Annotated in this window: 17 protein-coding genes; 9 read left to right on the top strand and 8 right to left on the bottom strand. The window is 51.9% G+C overall.

Annotated elements, in window-relative coordinates; translation table 11 throughout:
- Nucleotides 1-226 precede the first annotated feature (226 nt).
- The 4 genes from RIC05_RS03235 (at nucleotide 227) to RIC05_RS03220 (ending at nucleotide 5,415) form a co-directional block, all read left to right on the top strand.
- Nucleotides 227-1,495, top strand: a complete 1,269-nt coding sequence (locus tag RIC05_RS03235; RefSeq protein WP_350046179.1) for an imelysin family protein — start codon at nucleotides 227-229, stop codon at nucleotides 1,493-1,495.
- Between the two features lie 107 nt (nucleotides 1,496-1,602).
- Entirely contained in the window at nucleotides 1,603-3,057 is a 1,455-nt protein-coding gene (locus tag RIC05_RS03230; RefSeq protein WP_350046180.1) for a di-heme oxidoreductase family protein, read from the top strand.
- A 45-nt stretch (nucleotides 3,058-3,102) separates the two neighbouring features.
- Nucleotides 3,103-4,230, top strand: a complete 1,128-nt coding sequence (locus RIC05_RS03225; RefSeq protein WP_350046181.1) for an imelysin family protein — start codon at nucleotides 3,103-3,105, stop codon at nucleotides 4,228-4,230.
- A 33-nt stretch (nucleotides 4,231-4,263) separates the two neighbouring features.
- Complete coding sequence (locus RIC05_RS03220; protein ID WP_350046182.1) at nucleotides 4,264-5,415, top strand: DUF1513 domain-containing protein; 1,152 nt, start codon at nucleotides 4,264-4,266, stop codon at nucleotides 5,413-5,415.
- A 410-nt stretch (nucleotides 5,416-5,825) separates the two neighbouring features.
- Here RIC05_RS03220 and RIC05_RS03215 read toward each other — a convergent pair whose 3' ends face one another.
- From RIC05_RS03215 to RIC05_RS03205, 3 genes are all read right to left on the bottom strand, one after another.
- On the bottom strand, nucleotides 5,826-6,725 hold the full coding sequence (locus RIC05_RS03215) for a hypothetical protein (protein ID WP_350046183.1): 900 nt from the start codon (nucleotides 6,723-6,725) through the stop codon (nucleotides 5,826-5,828).
- Between the two features lie 98 nt (nucleotides 6,726-6,823).
- On the bottom strand, nucleotides 6,824-9,256 hold the full coding sequence (locus tag RIC05_RS03210) for a heavy metal translocating P-type ATPase (RefSeq protein WP_350046184.1): 2,433 nt from the start codon (nucleotides 9,254-9,256) through the stop codon (nucleotides 6,824-6,826).
- Nucleotides 9,257-9,454: 198 nt separating this feature from the next.
- Nucleotides 9,455-9,895: an ArsR/SmtB family transcription factor gene (locus tag RIC05_RS03205; RefSeq protein ID WP_350046185.1), complete on the bottom strand. Its 441-nt coding sequence runs from the start codon at nucleotides 9,893-9,895 to the stop codon at nucleotides 9,455-9,457.
- 268 nt (nucleotides 9,896-10,163) lie between these two features.
- Here RIC05_RS03205 and RIC05_RS03200 point away from each other — a divergent pair, with 268 nt between their 5' ends.
- From RIC05_RS03200 to RIC05_RS03180, 5 genes are all read left to right on the top strand, one after another.
- Entirely contained in the window at nucleotides 10,164-10,718 is a 555-nt protein-coding gene (locus tag RIC05_RS03200) for a DUF2975 domain-containing protein (protein ID WP_350046186.1), read from the top strand.
- Complete coding sequence (locus RIC05_RS03195; RefSeq protein WP_350046187.1) at nucleotides 10,718-10,927, top strand: helix-turn-helix domain-containing protein; 210 nt, start codon at nucleotides 10,718-10,720, stop codon at nucleotides 10,925-10,927. Before RIC05_RS03200 ends, RIC05_RS03195 begins: the two co-directional genes overlap by 1 nt.
- A gap of 157 nt (nucleotides 10,928-11,084) precedes the next feature.
- A complete protein-coding gene (locus tag RIC05_RS03190) occupies nucleotides 11,085-11,360 on the top strand; it encodes a hypothetical protein (protein ID WP_350046188.1) in 276 nt (91 codons plus the stop codon).
- Nucleotides 11,361-11,499: 139 nt separating this feature from the next.
- Entirely contained in the window at nucleotides 11,500-11,910 is a 411-nt protein-coding gene (locus RIC05_RS03185; protein WP_350046189.1) for an MAPEG family protein, read from the top strand.
- Between the two features lie 168 nt (nucleotides 11,911-12,078).
- Nucleotides 12,079-12,831: an SDR family NAD(P)-dependent oxidoreductase gene (locus RIC05_RS03180; RefSeq protein WP_350046190.1), complete on the top strand. Its 753-nt coding sequence runs from the start codon at nucleotides 12,079-12,081 to the stop codon at nucleotides 12,829-12,831.
- A gap of 226 nt (nucleotides 12,832-13,057) precedes the next feature.
- Here the strand turns inward: RIC05_RS03180 and pseI are convergent, their stop codons facing one another.
- The 5 genes from pseI to RIC05_RS03155 all read right to left on the bottom strand — a co-directional run bounded on the left by pseI (nucleotide 13,058) and on the right by RIC05_RS03155 (nucleotide 17,135).
- On the bottom strand, nucleotides 13,058-14,101 hold the full coding sequence (gene pseI / locus RIC05_RS03175; RefSeq protein ID WP_502989534.1) for a pseudaminic acid synthase: 1,044 nt from the start codon (nucleotides 14,099-14,101) through the stop codon (nucleotides 13,058-13,060).
- 1 nt (nucleotide 14,102) lies between these two features.
- A complete protein-coding gene (locus tag RIC05_RS03170) occupies nucleotides 14,103-14,552 on the bottom strand; it encodes a hypothetical protein (protein WP_350046192.1) in 450 nt (149 codons plus the stop codon).
- Nucleotides 14,553-14,581: 29 nt separating this feature from the next.
- Complete coding sequence (locus tag RIC05_RS03165; protein WP_350059737.1) at nucleotides 14,582-15,028, bottom strand: GNAT family N-acetyltransferase; 447 nt, start codon at nucleotides 15,026-15,028, stop codon at nucleotides 14,582-14,584.
- Between the two features lie 442 nt (nucleotides 15,029-15,470).
- Nucleotides 15,471-16,892, bottom strand: coding sequence for a DUF2779 domain-containing protein (locus tag RIC05_RS03160; RefSeq protein ID WP_350046193.1), 1,422 nt, complete (start codon nucleotides 16,890-16,892; stop codon nucleotides 15,471-15,473).
- A 30-nt stretch (nucleotides 16,893-16,922) separates the two neighbouring features.
- The gene (locus RIC05_RS03155) at nucleotides 16,923-17,135 is read right to left on the bottom strand and encodes a KTSC domain-containing protein (RefSeq protein WP_350046194.1); all 213 of its coding nucleotides are present in this window, start codon (nucleotides 17,133-17,135) and stop codon (nucleotides 16,923-16,925) included.
- Nucleotides 17,136-17,142: the final 7 nt, after the last annotated feature.

The following is a 17,142-nucleotide window of genomic DNA, read 5'->3' as shown; positions in this document are numbered from 1 at the left end:
CAAGACCAGTTCATTTTGCCGTTACCACATTCAAAAACCGTAAAAAACTCATCAGTTTCGGATTCTCTAATTGAAAATCATTCTCACAAGCAGTATCACTTACCTAGAAGTAGAGTGAACAGGGTCACATTTCAGGTGCAAATGCCGTCATTTGCACTTGTTGTTTTTACCCTGATCCATGGGGCTTTGCCCTTGGCTCACCTTTCAGGGATAGATGGGAACTCCTATGAAAATCGCAAAAATTTTGAGCACGGCCGCACTGGTCTCGACCCTTGGCGCGCAGGCATATGCCGCACCGGGCGCAAAAGACGTACTGACGACTTATGCGGATATCGCGCATGCCGGTTACGAAGACTCACTGATCACCGCTCAGAAACTGCAGGTTGCTGTTGACGCGCTGGTCGCGACACCGTCTGCTGAAACCTTTGCTGCGGCAAAATCGGCATGGTTGGCATCACGTGCGCCCTATCAGCAGACCGAAGTGTATCGTTTTGGCAACGCCATTGTTGATGACTGGGAAGGCAAGGTGAATGCCTGGCCGCTTGATGAAGGTCTGATCGATTATGTCGAAACCGGACTATACGGCGAAGAAAGCGAAGAAAACCCGGCTTACACCGCCAATGTTATTGCCAATCCGACACTGAACATTTCCGGTGAATCCATTGACGCATCAACCATTGATGCGGCCCTGCTTGAAAGCCTGCATGAAATTGATGATGTTGAGTCAAACGTTGCGACCGGCTATCACGCGATTGAATTCCTTCTTTGGGGTCAGGACCTGAACGGCACCAATGCCGGTGCAGGCGCACGTGCATGGACCGATTATGCGGCTGGTGATGCTTGCACCAACGGCAATTGTGATCGCCGTGGTGATTATCTGAAAGCAGCCACCGGGCTTATGATTTCCGATCTCGAATGGATCACGGCACAGTGGGCCGATGGCGGCGAAGCACGCCAAACCGTTCTTGAAGGCGACGGCGTTCCGGGTTTGACCGCGATTGTTACCGGCATGGGGTCGCTGTCATACGGCGAACTGGGCGGCGAGCGTACCAAACTTGGCCTGTTGCTGCATGATCCGGAAGAAGAGCATGACTGCTTCTCGGACAACACCCATAACAGCCATTACTTCGACGCGCTGGGCATCCAGAACGTTTATCTTGGCCGTTACACCCGTGTTGACGGATCGGTCGTCGAAGGCGCATCGCTTTCCGATCTGGTTGCAGCCAAAGACGCAGCCCTTGATACCGAACTGCGTGGCAAACTCGCAAGTTCGGTTCTGGCAGGCAAAGCCATGGTGACCCGTGCAGAAGGCGGCGAAGCCTTTGATCAGCTGATTGCTATGGGCAACGATGATGGCAATGCGGTTGTTCAGACCTTTGTCGATGCGCTTGTCGATCAGACCAAATCGATCGAGCAGATCATTGCCGCTGTTGGCATTGATGGTATCGAATTCGAAGGTTCTGACAGCCTCGACAATCCTTCTTCTGTGAACTAAGCCTTTTATCAGGCACCTGTCTGATTGGCGTTAAACGGCGGGGGATGTTTCTCCCGCCGTTTGCTTTTGATAAATCACAAGAAACCTTACCAAGAAACACAACACCGATGAAACGTCCCGCCGCCATTCCCTTTGTGCTTATCTGTCTTGGTCTTGGCATTGCCATGGTCCCGGTCACTGTTTTTGCACAGGGAACGAATGATCACGCCTTTCCCGGCGGCGACACCACATGGCCAAAACCCGCAGGACGCAATGCCTTTACCCACTATTCCGCCAATATGGATTTTGAAAAGCGGCTTGACTTCAAGCTTGGCGAGGCCCTTTTTCAAAGACTTTGGGTGACAGCCCCCACCCGGACCAAGGCCGCCGATGGTCTTGGCCCGCTGTTTAATTCGCGGGCCTGTAATGGCTGCCATATCCGCAACGGGCGCGGTCATCCGGTGGATGAAAATGATCCATCTGCCGGGGCAACATCGATGTTGTTGCGCCTTTCGATCCCGCCACAAACAGCCGATCAGCTGCGTGATCATCTGGATGGCAAACTCGCAACTGTGCCCGACCCGGTTTACGGCGGACAGTTTCAGGACTTTTCAGTTCCCGGCATTGATGCCGAAGGCCGCGTTAAAGTCACCTTTGACAATTTTGATGTCGCACTGGCCGGGGGTGAAACCGTCACCCTTCAAAAGCCCCGCTATGAAATGACCGATCTGGCCTATGGCCCGCTTCATACCGATATCATGGTATCACCGCGATTGGCCCCGCCGATGATCGGGCTTGGATTGCTTGAAGCCATTCCAGATGACGTCTTGCTTGCCGCCTCTGATCCGCAGGATACTGATCGGAATGGCATATCTGGCCGGGTAAATTACGTCCGGGACATTGCGAAAAATGACCTTGCAATCGGCCGGTTTGGCTGGAAGGCCGGCATGCCGAGCCTTGATCAGCAAAACCAGAATGCCTTTCAATTTGATATCGGTCTTTCAACCCCGCTTTACCCGAACGCGTCCGGTGATTGCACAGCCGCACAGGAAGACTGTTTGACCGCCCCGAACGGCAACAGCCCGGAATTCAAAAATCTTGAAGCCCATTCCGTGATCACGGATCTGGTGTTGTATTACACACGCAACATCGCCCCGCCCATTCGGACAAACGCCAATGACGCCGATGTTATTGAAGGGCAGAAGATATTTAACGATATCGGCTGTGCGTCCTGTCATACACCGCATTATCAATTGCCAGAACGTGCCGATATGCCAGAGCAATCGGGTCAAAACATTTGGCCCTATAGTGATCTGTTGCTGCATGACATGGGAGAAGGACTGGCCGATCACCGCCCCGAAGCACAGGCATCAGGGCGTGAATGGCGCACCCCGCCGCTTTGGGGCATTGGCCGGGCACATGACATAGATCCCCGTGCGCAGTTCTTGCATGATGGACGGGCACGTACCATTCTTGAAGCCGTGTTATGGCATGACGGCGAAGCGGCATTGGCACGTGATGCGGTCGCAAAGCTGCCACCATCGGAGCGCAGTAAACTGCTGGCGTTTCTAAAGTCGCTTTGAACCTGTATAAGTTTTCCAAATTTTATGAATAGTCGGAAAAGATATATGTTCCCACAAATTTGCTGGCGCACCGTGCTGCTATCGACCACGGCCGCAATGGTTGTTGGTTTTAGCGCCCCTGTCGCACGGGCAGACATTCCCGATGAGGCATATCAACCCATCCTGTCGCATCTTCTGATCGACGTGATGCCGCCGAAGCTTGATGCATTTTATGATGCGAGTGCGGAGCTGTCTGACACCATCGCTGATTTTTGCACCCAACCGGACGCAGATGGCCTGATCGATGCGCAAGGCGCATTCCACAGTGCGATGGACATCTGGCAGGAAATTCAGCCCTGGCGCATGGGACCGCTGGTGGCCAATGGCCGTGATCAGCATATTGAATACTGGCCCGACAAACACGGTACAGCCACCCGCCAGTTCGGAAAACTGATGTTTGACAAACCGGCGGCCTATACCGACCCGGCCAAGCTTTCCGAAGCCAGTGCCGCGCTTCAGGGGTTTCCGGCCCTTGGAGAAGTTTTGTTTGATGATGAACGTGCAGGCCAATTGATCAATGCGGATGAGGACGGCATATATCTTTGCCAATATGGCCAAGCCATTGCCACCAACCTTCAGACAATTTCAGGCGAGCTTCGCGATGAGTGGCCGGAATTTGCCCGGGCCATGAGCACGGCCGGTCCTGACAGCATGGATTATCCCACCGCCAAATTTGCCGCGACCGATTTGTACCGTGCGCTGCATGAAGGGCTTTTGATCATATCAAGCCAAAAGCTTGGCCGTCCCCTTGGCGAAAATGAAAAAGACGCCAAAGCCAGTCGGGCAGAAAGCGAAACATCCAAACGATCCCTTCGCAATATCGAACATAACCTGATCGGTCTGTTTGCCCTCTATGACGGTAAATGGGGCGATGTTGGCGAAGACGGCACCGGCTTGGCTTCATTGATTGATAGCAGCCTGCTGGATCGGTCTTTCCGGCTTAATTGGCAAACGGTTCAGGATCAGCTTTCCGAACTGCCGTCATCGGTTGGTGAATTGCTTGAACAGCCCGATGGTTACGCCAAGCTTTTAGACTTTGCCGGTCAGATCGACTTTCTGACAACTCTTGTTGAAAATGATGTTGGCGGCAACACCCAGCTTGGCGGCGGGTTTAATTCGCTCGATGGCGATTAGGGCTGAAGCAAGGCGCACGGAGCGGAGATTGAAATGAGACATCAACGTCGGGAGTTTTTAAAACTCATGGGTATTGGCGGGGCCTTTACCCTGTTGCCGCTTGATATCGCGCGTGCCGCCAGTATTCCAACCATTGATGACCGTGCGGTTTATATCGCGGCCAGTGCCAAGGACAATGCCGGGGACAGCGATGACTATTATGTCAGCGCGTTTAATGCGTCGGGTAAAATCCTGTTTGAACAGGCCCTGCCCGGCCGGGGTCATGACATTGGCCTGCGCCCCGATCATGTTGATGTCGCCGCCGTCGAACGCCGACCGGGGCTATATGGCTTGATCCTTGATCGCCATACCGGGGACGTTCGGGCCAAACTGCATTGCCCGGAAGATCGCCGGTTTTATGGCCACGCCATTTATTCCAATGATGGCCGGTATCTTTACATCACCGAAAACGATTTTGATCATGCCCGCGGCGTGGTGTCTGTCTGGGATGCAGAGGATGGCTATCGCCGGGTGGCAGAGTTCGACAGCTTTGGCACCGGCCCGCATGAATTGCACCTGATGCCGGGTGGTGATCAGTTGGTCATTGCCAATGGCGGACTTCACACCCACCCGGATCAGGATGGGCGCACACCGCTTAATATCGCTTCAATGGAACCGAACCTGTCGATCATTGACCGCCATAGCGGCAAACTGGTCCATCAGGCCGCCTTGAAAGCCGATTGGCATCAATTATCAATCCGGCATCTCGATGTTTCGGCCAACGGAACCATTGCCGCCGGCTTCCAGTATCAAGGCGTATTGACCGATCAGGTTCCCTTGGTCGGCATCTGGCAGCCCGGCACAGAAATTCGCGCCATAGAAGCCCCTGACACGGTGCAATACCGTATGCGCCAATATTGCGGGTCAGTGCGATTTGATGCATCTGGTCAGGTATTTGGTATTTCTTGCCCGCGGGGTGGATTGGTGACGTTCTGGGATGCCAAGTCGCATGATTTCCTGACCCATATTGCCGCCCCGGATGGCTGTGGCCTTGCGGCGACGGATCGTGCGGGCGAGTTTGTCGGCACCAGCGGACTTGGCAATAGCTGGCGCATGGATGCGATTCGCCGAAAACGGGTTGAGTTACCCGACGATTCGCATAAATCGCTTCACTGGGACAATCATCTTAGACGCATTACCGCCTGATCAAGGCATCAAGTTGATACTTTAAAACCCGCACATTTGGTGCGGGCTTTATGCTTTAGTGGCCCTACAGTCCGCAGAAAATCAACGAATTAACCGACCATTCAGGTCGGGATAATTACATAAGACAATCATCAACTAAAAATTCTTTGCGATTGATAACGATTTTCACTTGTTTCCATCTTTTCCGCCCCCTATAACAGGTCTCGACACAGCCCGCGAATGCAACCCATTCGCATTTGTCCCCAAATGGCTTGTCTCTCACCTACGGGTCCTCTCTCCCCGTAGGCCTCTCAAGGTGGATCAGCGGTGGTTATCGATGCGGGAAACGATAACCGCCGCTTCCTCTTTATGCCTCAGTGATCTAGTAAGAGCATGGCAGCAGAAGAGGACAAAGACACAACACCTTCATTTCAGCTCTCTGCACGCAATCCACATTCCTGTTCCCAAACAATTGGTTCCCGCGACAACTCTGAAACGATTGCATTCATCAATCCTTTGTCAGATGAACCAATTGGATTGTAAAACCCTGTTGCACGTGGCTGAGCAATAACCGCACTATCCCCCAATGTTGCTTTTATAGCACCGAGAGCCATTATCGAGTTCTGCACAGTCGTATTGTTCAATTCGTTCGGCATAGGAATTGAAGCACGAACTTTGTCGCCGGTAATGCCAAGAGTCTGAACAACCAATGTACCCGTAAGGTTATTCGCACTTGCCTCAAAACCAATTGCGCCAAGGCTTGTGATTTTTGTATTCGCCTTGATAACGGTTACATCTGCGGTAATGCGCAACCCTACGCCAATGTAAACCGGGATAACAATTTGATCCGCCCCGACATAAAAATCAGACGTTATAGCCTGATCACTATCGATACGTCGCACAGACCCGGAATACCCCATCTTTGCCGCTTCATCTGCTGACATTGCATAGAAGGGTCTGGGATCACTCCCCTCGCGTACCCAAGAAATCGCGAAGCGGACGTTGGCCGTATCAGCATTGATATAATCTTGAACAACCTTGAACTGCTCGTTCTCCCCGCCAACCGAACCAACACCGAATTGAATATTGCCATCTGCATCGAACGATCCGATTGCCATTCGCAGATAATTGTCTGGCAGGGTATTTAAGAAGACGTAATCTGAGGCCGATGGATCGCAATTGGACCCCGACGCAATCACAACTTTTAAAGGATCAATCGGGATATAGGTCGAAGCAGCAGCTTTCGCGCCTAAGGTGTCAGGAGTTGACTGAGGCAACCATCCTGCACATCCACCAAGTAGCATCGCAGTGAGAATTAGTGCATTTCGCATATCCTACCCCTCCTGTATATTTGGAGGTCAGAATACCACCTAAATCCTCACATTCAAACATTCTACTTCAACCTATGGTAATCCATTGGCAGCCCCTATCAATCCTTGGACATTGTGTCGGCCGACTTTAAAGCTATTAGCAGCCGCAAGCTATTGATCGTGACCAGAACAGTCGCGCCTGTGTCTGCCAGAACAGCCAACCAAAGGCCCGTCAGGCCGGTGATGGATGTCACCAGAAATACCGCCTTAAGCCCGATTGCCAGCGCGATGTTTTCGCGGATCACCCGACGCGCCGCACGCGACAGTTTCACCAGATTGACCACATCGCCCAGACGGTCCTTGATCGCGACCGCATCCGCGGCCTCAAGGGCGATATCCGTGCCACCACCAATCGCAATCCCGACATCGGCTGCTTTCAGCGCAGGGGCATCATTGATGCCGTCGCCGACCATCGCGACAGGACCGGACCGATCGGGATCATTGCGCAAGGCGGCAATCGCATTAAGCTTGTCTTCGGGCAGCAATTCCGCCCGGTAATCTATCCCCAATTCAGATGCCATGCGTCGGGCAACCCGGTCCGCATCACCGGTCAGCATGACCGGGGTAATGTTAAGCCTGTTAAGTTCGGCCAGTGCAGATTTGGCATCTTCGCGGGCAACATCACGCAAGGCCAAGGCACCAATCACCTGACCGTCCTTTAGAACAACCACGGCGGTAGAGCCGTCATCTTCCTGGTCTTCAAGCCATTTGGCCGTTGCAGCATCGACGGATGCCTTCAGGCGTTTAACCGCCCCGACCTGATACATCACACCATCAATGCGCCCTTCGACCCCTGCCCCGGCAATGGTCTTGGCATTTTCGACTTCTGGCAAGGCAAGATGGCGGTTTTCTGCCGCTTCGACCACTGCGCGGGCAAGCGGGTGTGAGGTCACGGTTTCCAGTGCCGCTGCAATGGTCAGAATCCCATTTTCGCCATAACCATCCCGGGTTTTAATCGCCGTCAGCTTTGGCTGGCCTTCGGTAAGGGTTCCGGTTTTATCAAACGCCATGGTGCGCACCGCCCCAATCAGCTCAAGCCCGGCACCACCTTTGACCAGCAAGCCAATTCTGGTCGCACGGGCCAAGGCCGATGTCACAGCCGCCGGGGTTGAGATGACCAAGGCACAAGGGCAGCCAATTAAAAGCAACGCCAAACCGCGATAGACCCACTCATCCCACGCCTGTCCGAACAGAATGGGCGGAATAACAACCGTGGCTGCGGCCAACCCCATAATGATCGGGGTATAGATGCGGGCAAATTTTGCGACAAACCGTTCGACCGGGGCTTTGTGCTTTTCACTTTGTTCAACCAACTCGATCACGCGATCCAGCATGGTCTGGCCGGCCGCACGGGTGACACGCACCCGAACCGGGCTGTCGGTCACAATCGCACCGGCAAAGACCTCGGCGTCCATTTCGCAATAAACCGGGACAGATTCACCTGTGAGGTGGCTGTTATCGATCTCGGCCGCACCAGATGCGATCACGCCATCCGATGGAATGCGTTCGCCCGGACGGACTTCAACAATGTCATCTATCGCAAGATCACGCGGCGAGATGTTTTCAAAGCCACCGTCATTAACACGCCGGGCCTGTTCCGGGGTCAGCTTCATCAAAGCCTTCACCCCGCTGCGTGCACGTCCCGCAGCCACACCTTCAAGCCGTTCACCAATGGCAAACAACAGCACGACCATGCCGGCCTCAAGGCTTTCGCCAATCGCAATCGCACCAAGCACGGCAACCGACATGAGAAGTTCGATTGAAAAGATCGCCCCGCTTTGCGCCAGGCGCACGGCCTTTTTCATCACCGGAATTGCGGCCAAAACCGATGCCACAGACATGGCATACGGTGCGGTTACCGGCACAATCGCGCCGATCAATCCGCCCAGCAAAAGACAGATCGCGGCAAAGGCAATCTCGTCATTATCGGACGACCAGGGGGCAACGCGCCGCAACAGGCTTTGCGGGGCTGCATCTTTGCCATCTGCATGGGTGCTGGCTTTGACATCACTGCCACAACTTGCGCCATTGCCACAGCAGGATGCGCCGGGGTCTTTTGCAGATGGACTGTTTGAGCCTTTTTCCTGTGCCGGGTAGCCAAGCTTGGTCAATGTGGAGGCGATCCCGTCGCGGTTGTGCGCATGGGCGTCATCAAAGCCCAGTGTCACATTTTCACGCATCATCGACACATCAACGCACGAAACCCCGTCAATTTTGCCAAGGGCGGTTTCGATTTTGGCAACGCATGAACCGCAATCCATGCCCGATACCTGCCACTGATAATGGGCAATCGATGTGCCGTGACGGGCAAGGACGTTGCCGATAATGGCTTCATCTTCCGCACTGATCGGGATTGCGGTGGATATCCCGGTCCTGTCATTGACAAAGCCATGGTTTGGCAAGGCGTTATTCACAGCAAAAAGCAGGGATTCCTGACACTGTGCGCAATTTCCAATCGCCGGAAGGTCGTTCCATTTCGCGATGAAAGACATTCGTTCCTCACAAAATCAAATTTTCATTCATATGTTATATTCAAACTATGATTCATGTTTTGCTTTGTCAACAACATTCAAATGACGGTTTGAATGTTTGATTCCGGCATAGCCATCCGTACCGCCCCACTTTCGGCAGGCAGTCACACAGGACATTGAACTTACAAATGAAAATGGATTTGTGGTCGCACGCAGATGCTAGTCGTGCGTGACATGGGCAAACACATCGCGCACCACGCGCGAGATATGTTCATCATCAATCTGATAGAAAATATGCCGCCCACGCCGTTCGGATGCGAGAATCCGCTGATCGCGAAGATGGCGCAAATGATGACTGCACAGCGATTGCGACATATCGGTCGCATCGGCCAGCTCGCCAACAGTTTGCGGTTTTTCCATACAGCGCAGGACAAGCTGCAACCGCCCGGCATCCCCCAAAAGCGAAAAGATTTTCGCCGCCGCCTCGATATCAGGCAATGCCAATTCCGCCCCGACCGCGCGCGATGCATCACGGGTTACGGCTTCGCCCTGCTCGGTGCTCAGACCAAGACGGGCAGCAGTATCGCATTCCTGACAATCTGCATCATCTGCGGACGTCTTGGTTGCGGTCATCGGGGATTTGGTTTTGCTTTCTGACATGGGGTCTATTTTCCATGCCTGCCGGTCGATGGCAAGGGGAACCATGCAACACAGCCCTCAAACCAGCACATATCAACGCACAATCATGCACAAGACCGCACTTGAAAATGACATCCACACAAGGGCGCAACCGACACCGGCACGTGTCACATCCGGCTTTAATTCTCAGGCTTCAAATTCATATATTGACTCATTTCATGAATTTATTCATGTTTTACAATAATAATTTGACCAACTCACGAACACCCTATGGTGAAGGAAGCCCCAAATGTCCACGATCCCCAAAACAGATACACTTAAAAATGTGCGCAATGTCAGCACGGTCCTTTACTGGGCCTGTGCCTTGGCGATCATTTTTCAGATTTGTCTTGTTCCTTTGATCTGGTACGTGCCCGGCTGGGTCGAAGCAAGCACCAGTCAGATGACCGTGAGCATTGCCGAACTGCGCAGTCTTTCGGGCTGGCAAAAATACGCCACCATGGGCGTCATGATGATCCCGTCGCTTGTGATGGCCTATGGGCTGGACCGGTTGCGCCGGATGTTTGGTGCCTTTGCCAAAGACACCATTTTTCACAGTGAACCGATCATGCATCTGCGGGCCTTTGGCATTGCGTTATTGGCGCAAACACTGATCAAACCCCTTGCCGGGGCGGCAACATCGGTATTGGCGACGTTTCACCGACCGGCAGGCGAACGGGTTCTGTCCATCGGGCTCAGCAACGCCGAAGCCAGCACGCTGTTCCTTGGCGCCTTGATCATTGTTATTGCCTGGGTTCTTGGCGAAGCTGTGCGGATTGATGATGAAAACCGGAGCTTCATCTAATGGGTATTATCGTGCGACTGGATGTGATGCTCGCAACCCGCAAGATGAAGTCAAAAGACCTTGCTGCGCGCATCGGCATCAGTGAACAGAACCTGTCGCTGTTGAAATCCGGCAAAGTCCGGGGCGTACGGTTTGAAACACTTGCTGCCATCTGCAAGGAACTTGACTGTCAGCCGGGTGATCTTCTGGAATTTGAAAAGGATGGTTAGGGGCATTACATCGCGCACTGGATGGAAATGCCGTTATCCTGGCCCGCCTTTTCGACTGACGGCGGGACGAATGCCCCAAAATTGCCTTTGATCTGACATTGATCGGCATCATTGCCGCTTATGTTGCGGGTGACGGCAATTTCATAAGGACGCTCCCATGACGCCCCGCCCTATTCCAGAGCATGCCAAGCTCCAACAGACCTTCAAGGACTGGGAATTTGGCTTGTCGGCACATTACAAGAATGCCAAAACCGGCCTTGAACAGCTACCAAGCGAAGTGGTTCAAGCTTGGGATGACATGGAAGTTGCGTGGAACGCGATGAAGGATCACGCCCCCAACCCGTCCCCGGCCGAAGTTGCACGGTTTCATGCAGCCAACCGCCGCATGCAACAGGTATGGGACAAAATGATACCGCCCCAAAAGAAAACTTGATGGCGCTTCACCGCATTCACTTCATCCATCAATCCATTCGGGATCAGTTAAATCGGACAAGGTGGATATCTAAAACTGATCCGGATGGCGGGCATTTTGCGTAAGCCATTTATCTTTCGCAAAATTCTGGATTTCCCTCGTGACCTATGAACTTTCCATTCTTGTTGTCAACGCCTTGCTCTGCCTCGCTTTCCCGTGGGCCTATAACTATGCCTATGCCAAGCAGCGCGGGGTTGGTGGCAAGCGCCTTATGGGCAATCGCGACAATCTTCCTGAACGCGAAGGAGCTGCTGAGCGAGGCCTGCGCGCCCATCAGAACCATCTGGAAAATCTGGTGCCCTTTGCGATCATTGTCTTGATTGCGCATGTTATTGGCGTTTCAAACAGCATCACCACTGCCTGTGCGACGATCTTCCTGATGGCCCGCATTGCCCATGGTGGTTTCTACCTTGCTGGCATATCTCGCGTTCCGGGCATTAACGGCGTGCGTTCGATTGCCTATTTTGTCAGTCTGTTTGCCATGCTGGTTTATGCGACGCAGTTGTTTTAACCCATCTCCAAATCGAACTTTCAAAACACCGATGTGATCGGGTACTTGCCGCATCCGGTTTGTTTTGCCTAAATGGCACCAACAATTGGTCGCTGTGCAATGTGCGCGCGCCAAACTGATGACCCAAGCTCACGGTTATAGGGAATGTTTCAGGAAAGGACGTTTGGAATGACGCAAAAGATCGCCTTGGTGACCGGATCGGCCCGCGGAATTGGACTGGCAACAGCCAAACTGTTCATCGAACAGGGTTGGAAAGTTGCAATGGTCGACCGGGACGGCGATGAACTCTCAACCGCGGCAGCTCCCCTAACCGAGGCAAAACCGTTCGCCTACGACGTATCGATCCCCGAACAGGTCGATCAAATGATTGATGCGGTGCTTTCCGAATTCGGGCGGATTGATGCTGTTGTGAATAATGCCGGCGTTGCCGATTTCCTGCCGATTGAAGAAACCAGCTTTGCCACATGGCGCCGGATCATGGACACCAATCTTGATGGCGTCTTTCTGGTATCGCAGGCCGCAACACCGGCCTTGAAGGAAACCAAGGGTGCAATTGTCAATATCGGCTCGATCTCCGGCCTGCGGGCATCAACCTTGCGCATTGCGTACGGCACATCAAAGGCCGCCGTCATTCATATGACCAAACAACAGGCCGCAGAACTGGGTGAATTTGGCATCCGCGCCAATTGCGTCTGCCCCGGCCCGGTCAAAACCAAACTTGCGATGGCAGTACATTCAACCGACATTATTTCGGCCTATCTAGATGCCATGCCACTTAATCGTTATGGCAGCGAAAACGAAATCGCCGAGGTGATTACGTTCCTGTGCTCGGACAAAGCAAGCTTTGTGACCGGTCAGGTCATTGCCGCAGATGGCGGGTTCGAGACCACGGGTGTTGGACTACCTGCTTTGAGAAAATAGAGGCTTTGGAACCATGCGCCCGCTTCGCCTGATCATCACAGTCGCCGCAGTCTTATCCCTGTCGTCCTGCCTGACATTCAACTGGCAGCGCAGCGTGCAGCAGGCATTGTCGAATGCGTGTAACTCGACGGGTGATTGTGGGTCGGAAGGACCTCGTCACGACTAACGCCCTGACGAGACCACTAATTTTTTGCTACTATTCGCGCAACTTACTTCAAAATTGGAGTCAGTCGCTCAAAACATTCCATCGAACTGGTTCACCACGAAAAACGTCACATTTAACTTTCTTACCAATTACCACTGAGTAGTGTTTTGGCTCCAACCCGAAACCTGGACGAATCCTGCGCACATCTCTGTCCGTTAGCTGAGTGCCTGCGGCGACATCTCGAACAAAGTAAAGAGACCGACGGAAAGCTTTGTTTGCGTTTTCCACCCCTGCCCGAGCAAACTTCGTTTGGCCAAGAGCAAGCCAAGCCTCTTTTGTATGGTTGACTAGCGAAGCAAGCTCATCTGGCTCCAAAGAGAATTCACTATCAGGGCCTTTCTCAGCACGGCTTAGCGTAAAATGCTTCTCAATCGCCACCGCTCCCAATGCAACAGCCGCAATTGCAGCTGTATTGTTTAACGTGTGGTCAGATAATCCGACTGCGACATTAAACTCCTGCTTAAGATATAAGATATTGTTGAGATTGCATTGTTCTGTTGGTGCCGGGTAGCTGCTTATACAATGGAAAAGCAATATTTCTTCAACACCACAACTTCTAGCCACTTCAACCGCTTCACCGATTTCAATCTCAGAGGCCATACCTGTTGACATCAACAATGGTTTCTTTGCCGCAGCTATCCTCTCAATCAAGAGGTGGTCTGTTAGCTCAAATGAGGCGACCTTGTAGGCAGGAGCATCCAAAGACTGCAACAAATCCACCGCAGTTTCATCAAATGGCGAAGAGAATATTGTTATGCCTATTTCTTTGGCAAACTCGAAAAGATGCTTGTGCCATTCGTAAGGTGTGTGTGCTTCGGCATAAAGATCATATAAACTATAACCATCCCACAACCCGCCATTAATCATGAAATCTGGCAGGTCACAATCGATTGTCATGCTGTCAGCCGTATAGGTTTGCAACTTTACTGCGTGCGCCCCGGCCTGCTTAGCTACCAGTATGCTTTTTTTAGCCCTTTCGATAGATCCATTATGGTTAGCTGAAAGCTCCGCGATAATATACGGCGCGTTTGAACTGCCAACAACTCGACCAGAAATACTAAACAAATTACTCACTCGATATATTGTATGGTTCTGCCAATGAAAACGTCGTCTGAACTTCTAGCCAACCCATCTTGGAAAGACGTTCTTTCATGTCAATATTTCCTGTTGGAACATTGATATAAAAGTGAGAAGGACGTAAGGACTTCAATTCTTCCAGAGGTTTGTGATTACTTAAAATGAATTGTATAACACCATACAAGTGTTCCTCCTCGCCATCGACCAGAAAGGCTGACACGGAATTACTTTCCATAACATAGCACGTTCCAATTGGTAAATCGTCTTTCACAACGATGTACCAAAATCGATACGGGTGGTTGAGCACAAAATCCCTATGCTCCTCATATGACGGATTTTTACTGTGGCTGATATTGTGAACACGCTTGTTCAACATGTCGTAAAGACACTGGATCTGAGATTCTGTCCCATCAATTTTACAAAATGTGATTTTTGCCATTTGCCCCATCCTCTTTCTACAATAGATTCTTATCGGGCCAGAATGAACTCGCGCACGCCATTCTCCACCTTCGCTTCGTGGAAACCTGCTTTACTAAACAACTTGCAACTGGCAACGTTTTCATCCCTCACGCAGGCATAAATGGGACAATCTCTAACTTTGTGGAAAGCCTCTATGCTTACCAGTAAAAATGGAACGGAGATCCTTTTCCCACGAAACTGAGGATTTAGATTAATCGATACTTCAGCCAATATTTTTGCTGGGTCGTAGTCAAACCGAACAACACCGGTTTTTTCGCCACCTTTCTCTCCAATATACAGGGAGCAATTGGGATCGCTGCATTTGTTTGCAAACCAACGTTCGTGAACAGCTTGCGAAACTAAATCCGTACTCAAAGACATTTCGCGGGTCAACGGGTCATTCCGCCAAGCGAACAAATCTTCGCTGTCGTGTTCGTCACAACTCCTAATGAACATTTTCTTCTCTTTTGACTTCATGAACTCGATAACAATCAATATCGGCACAAACCTAAGCCCGAGTGAACGCGCTTTTCGGTTAGAATACAATTCACTCGTGCAATATACACTGAGCCTCCTATGATTTCATAACAAAACGGCGCGCCCAATGGACGCGCCGTTTGTTGTTTCCGGTATCGGAAAACTTATTCCCACTCGATGATCAATTGATATGCTAACGCATTGATATTTCTGCGGAATATTTTTCATGAATTTTTCGTATACCGTCAAATATACCGTCAATTTACTACGCTTATGAAAAGATTGGCTTTATGCAGTCTCAATCTCGGCATGCATCTTGACGACTCAATTGTCGCCTATATGCGGGAGAATTGATACGATTCGCCCCGTTTTTCTGCCGCAAAGACTGCATTGATGCTCACCGACGCGCAAGCTAACGGGGTCACATTGCTGCAAGCTTGGACAGAAACCGATAGATTTCTACCATCGCGAAGGTGTCGAGTTTGCAGTAACTGAGCAAATTGCGGGCCATACGATTGGCCTCATCACCGTTCGAAGCGATCATCTTCTGCCACGCGTCCATAGCGGTGGCACCATCCTGCACATCAAACTCCTTGTAGCTGAGCTCGGGACAAATAACGGGGAGCACTTTCTTGATAGAGGTCGAGCCGTCAAAGCGGGCATCAACGTAATTGGCTTTGAAGACCTCCTCTAAATCAGCCATGCGCTCATTCAGATCGGTGAGGAATGCAGCATACTCCGGGAACAGCCGAGCCATCTCCTTGTTCTGCGTCCTTTCGAACGAAGCGTGCCACGAAACGATGCTGCCTTCGCTGCTGATATCGGCATTCAATTGGGCAGCTAGGCGATCAGGAAGCCGTGCCTCGCGCTCCAGATATTCGTAATGTTCAAGTGCGCCATCGGCATGAAGGACGTGCAGCGAATACTGAACCGGAAAATGCTTGTGGGGGCTCGTCCTGTCGAGCAGCGGCACGGCTGACGCATAGGTCTCGTAGTCGAGAAAATAGAGCGGGAAGCTGAAAGCCGCTAAAAAAGCCCTGATCCCTTCGAGATTAATTATGGGCGCACCTGACTTTGCGGCCTGCACAACCCCTGTCTGATTGGCGGTGAGCGCGTAATCATCGGGAATCGCGAGAAGGTCGAATATGCCGTTCGCGATCAACTCCGCCCTCTTTTTCGCGCTCAGTCTTGGCAGGCTGTAGATCGATGGATTAGGGATCGCCGGATTGAAGAGCGCGAATGTGTCGCAGTGATTGCCCCTGGACTTGTGTAGACAAGAGCAACCGCTCCGGTCGAGCTCGATTTCGCGCAGCAGTTCGAGCGCCTGATCCATCTCGATCGCCGTATCGGATTCAATCTCGCGGACACGCTCCGTCACGTCCTCGAAGACAAGCAACTCTTCGGGGTCGATGTCACCCATTCGCTCGTACTTGCCGTTGAGATGTACGAGCGAAACGGAATTAATCTGCTGCCCCGCCCGCTCGGCACAGATCACCTGAAAACAGGCGTCCTTGATGTGATTGTGCGCATCGTCCGTCTTCACGCTTGTAGAGGATTTGATTTCGTAGAGGGCCGTCCCGCCGCCACCCAACTCCTCCAGAGCATCGGCACGGGCATAGAGCCCGTCTGCGGCCTCGAAGGCCCGCTGGAAATCTACATTTCTGCCGACCGACCTCTCGAAGAACCGCCGGACGTAGCGCTCGACCTCATAGCCTTCGCGCGTCAGCTTTTGCAGGAATACCGAAAACTCACCGTGGGGGTATTCATCGGGTGCGCTTTTGAGCAACCAAAGAGACTTCGGGCAATTCAGATACTGGATGAAGTCTGTCTTGGTGAGTTGCATATTCTCTCTCAATCAATGGCCGGATACCGTTTAACCAACTCTGGAGTACCCGTATGCATTTTTAATGTAAGTATTCAAAAATACACCTTTTGATCCCGCCCGCATAAGCTGGTCATACATGTTTTCTGGCACACCATAATACTGGTAGATCGATCCATTGAGAAATTCGACCTCCAAAATTTGTGAAGGACCATCATACCCAATGGATGCAATGTTAGATGACGCAACAGAGTATCTCTCCATGAATTCC

This window comes from Thalassospira sp. (assembly GCF_040218635.1).
Lineage (GTDB): Bacteria > Pseudomonadota > Alphaproteobacteria > Rhodospirillales > Thalassospiraceae > Thalassospira.
The sequence above is the reverse complement of the archived record's forward strand: the minus strand, read 5'-3'. Positions and strand labels throughout refer to the sequence as shown.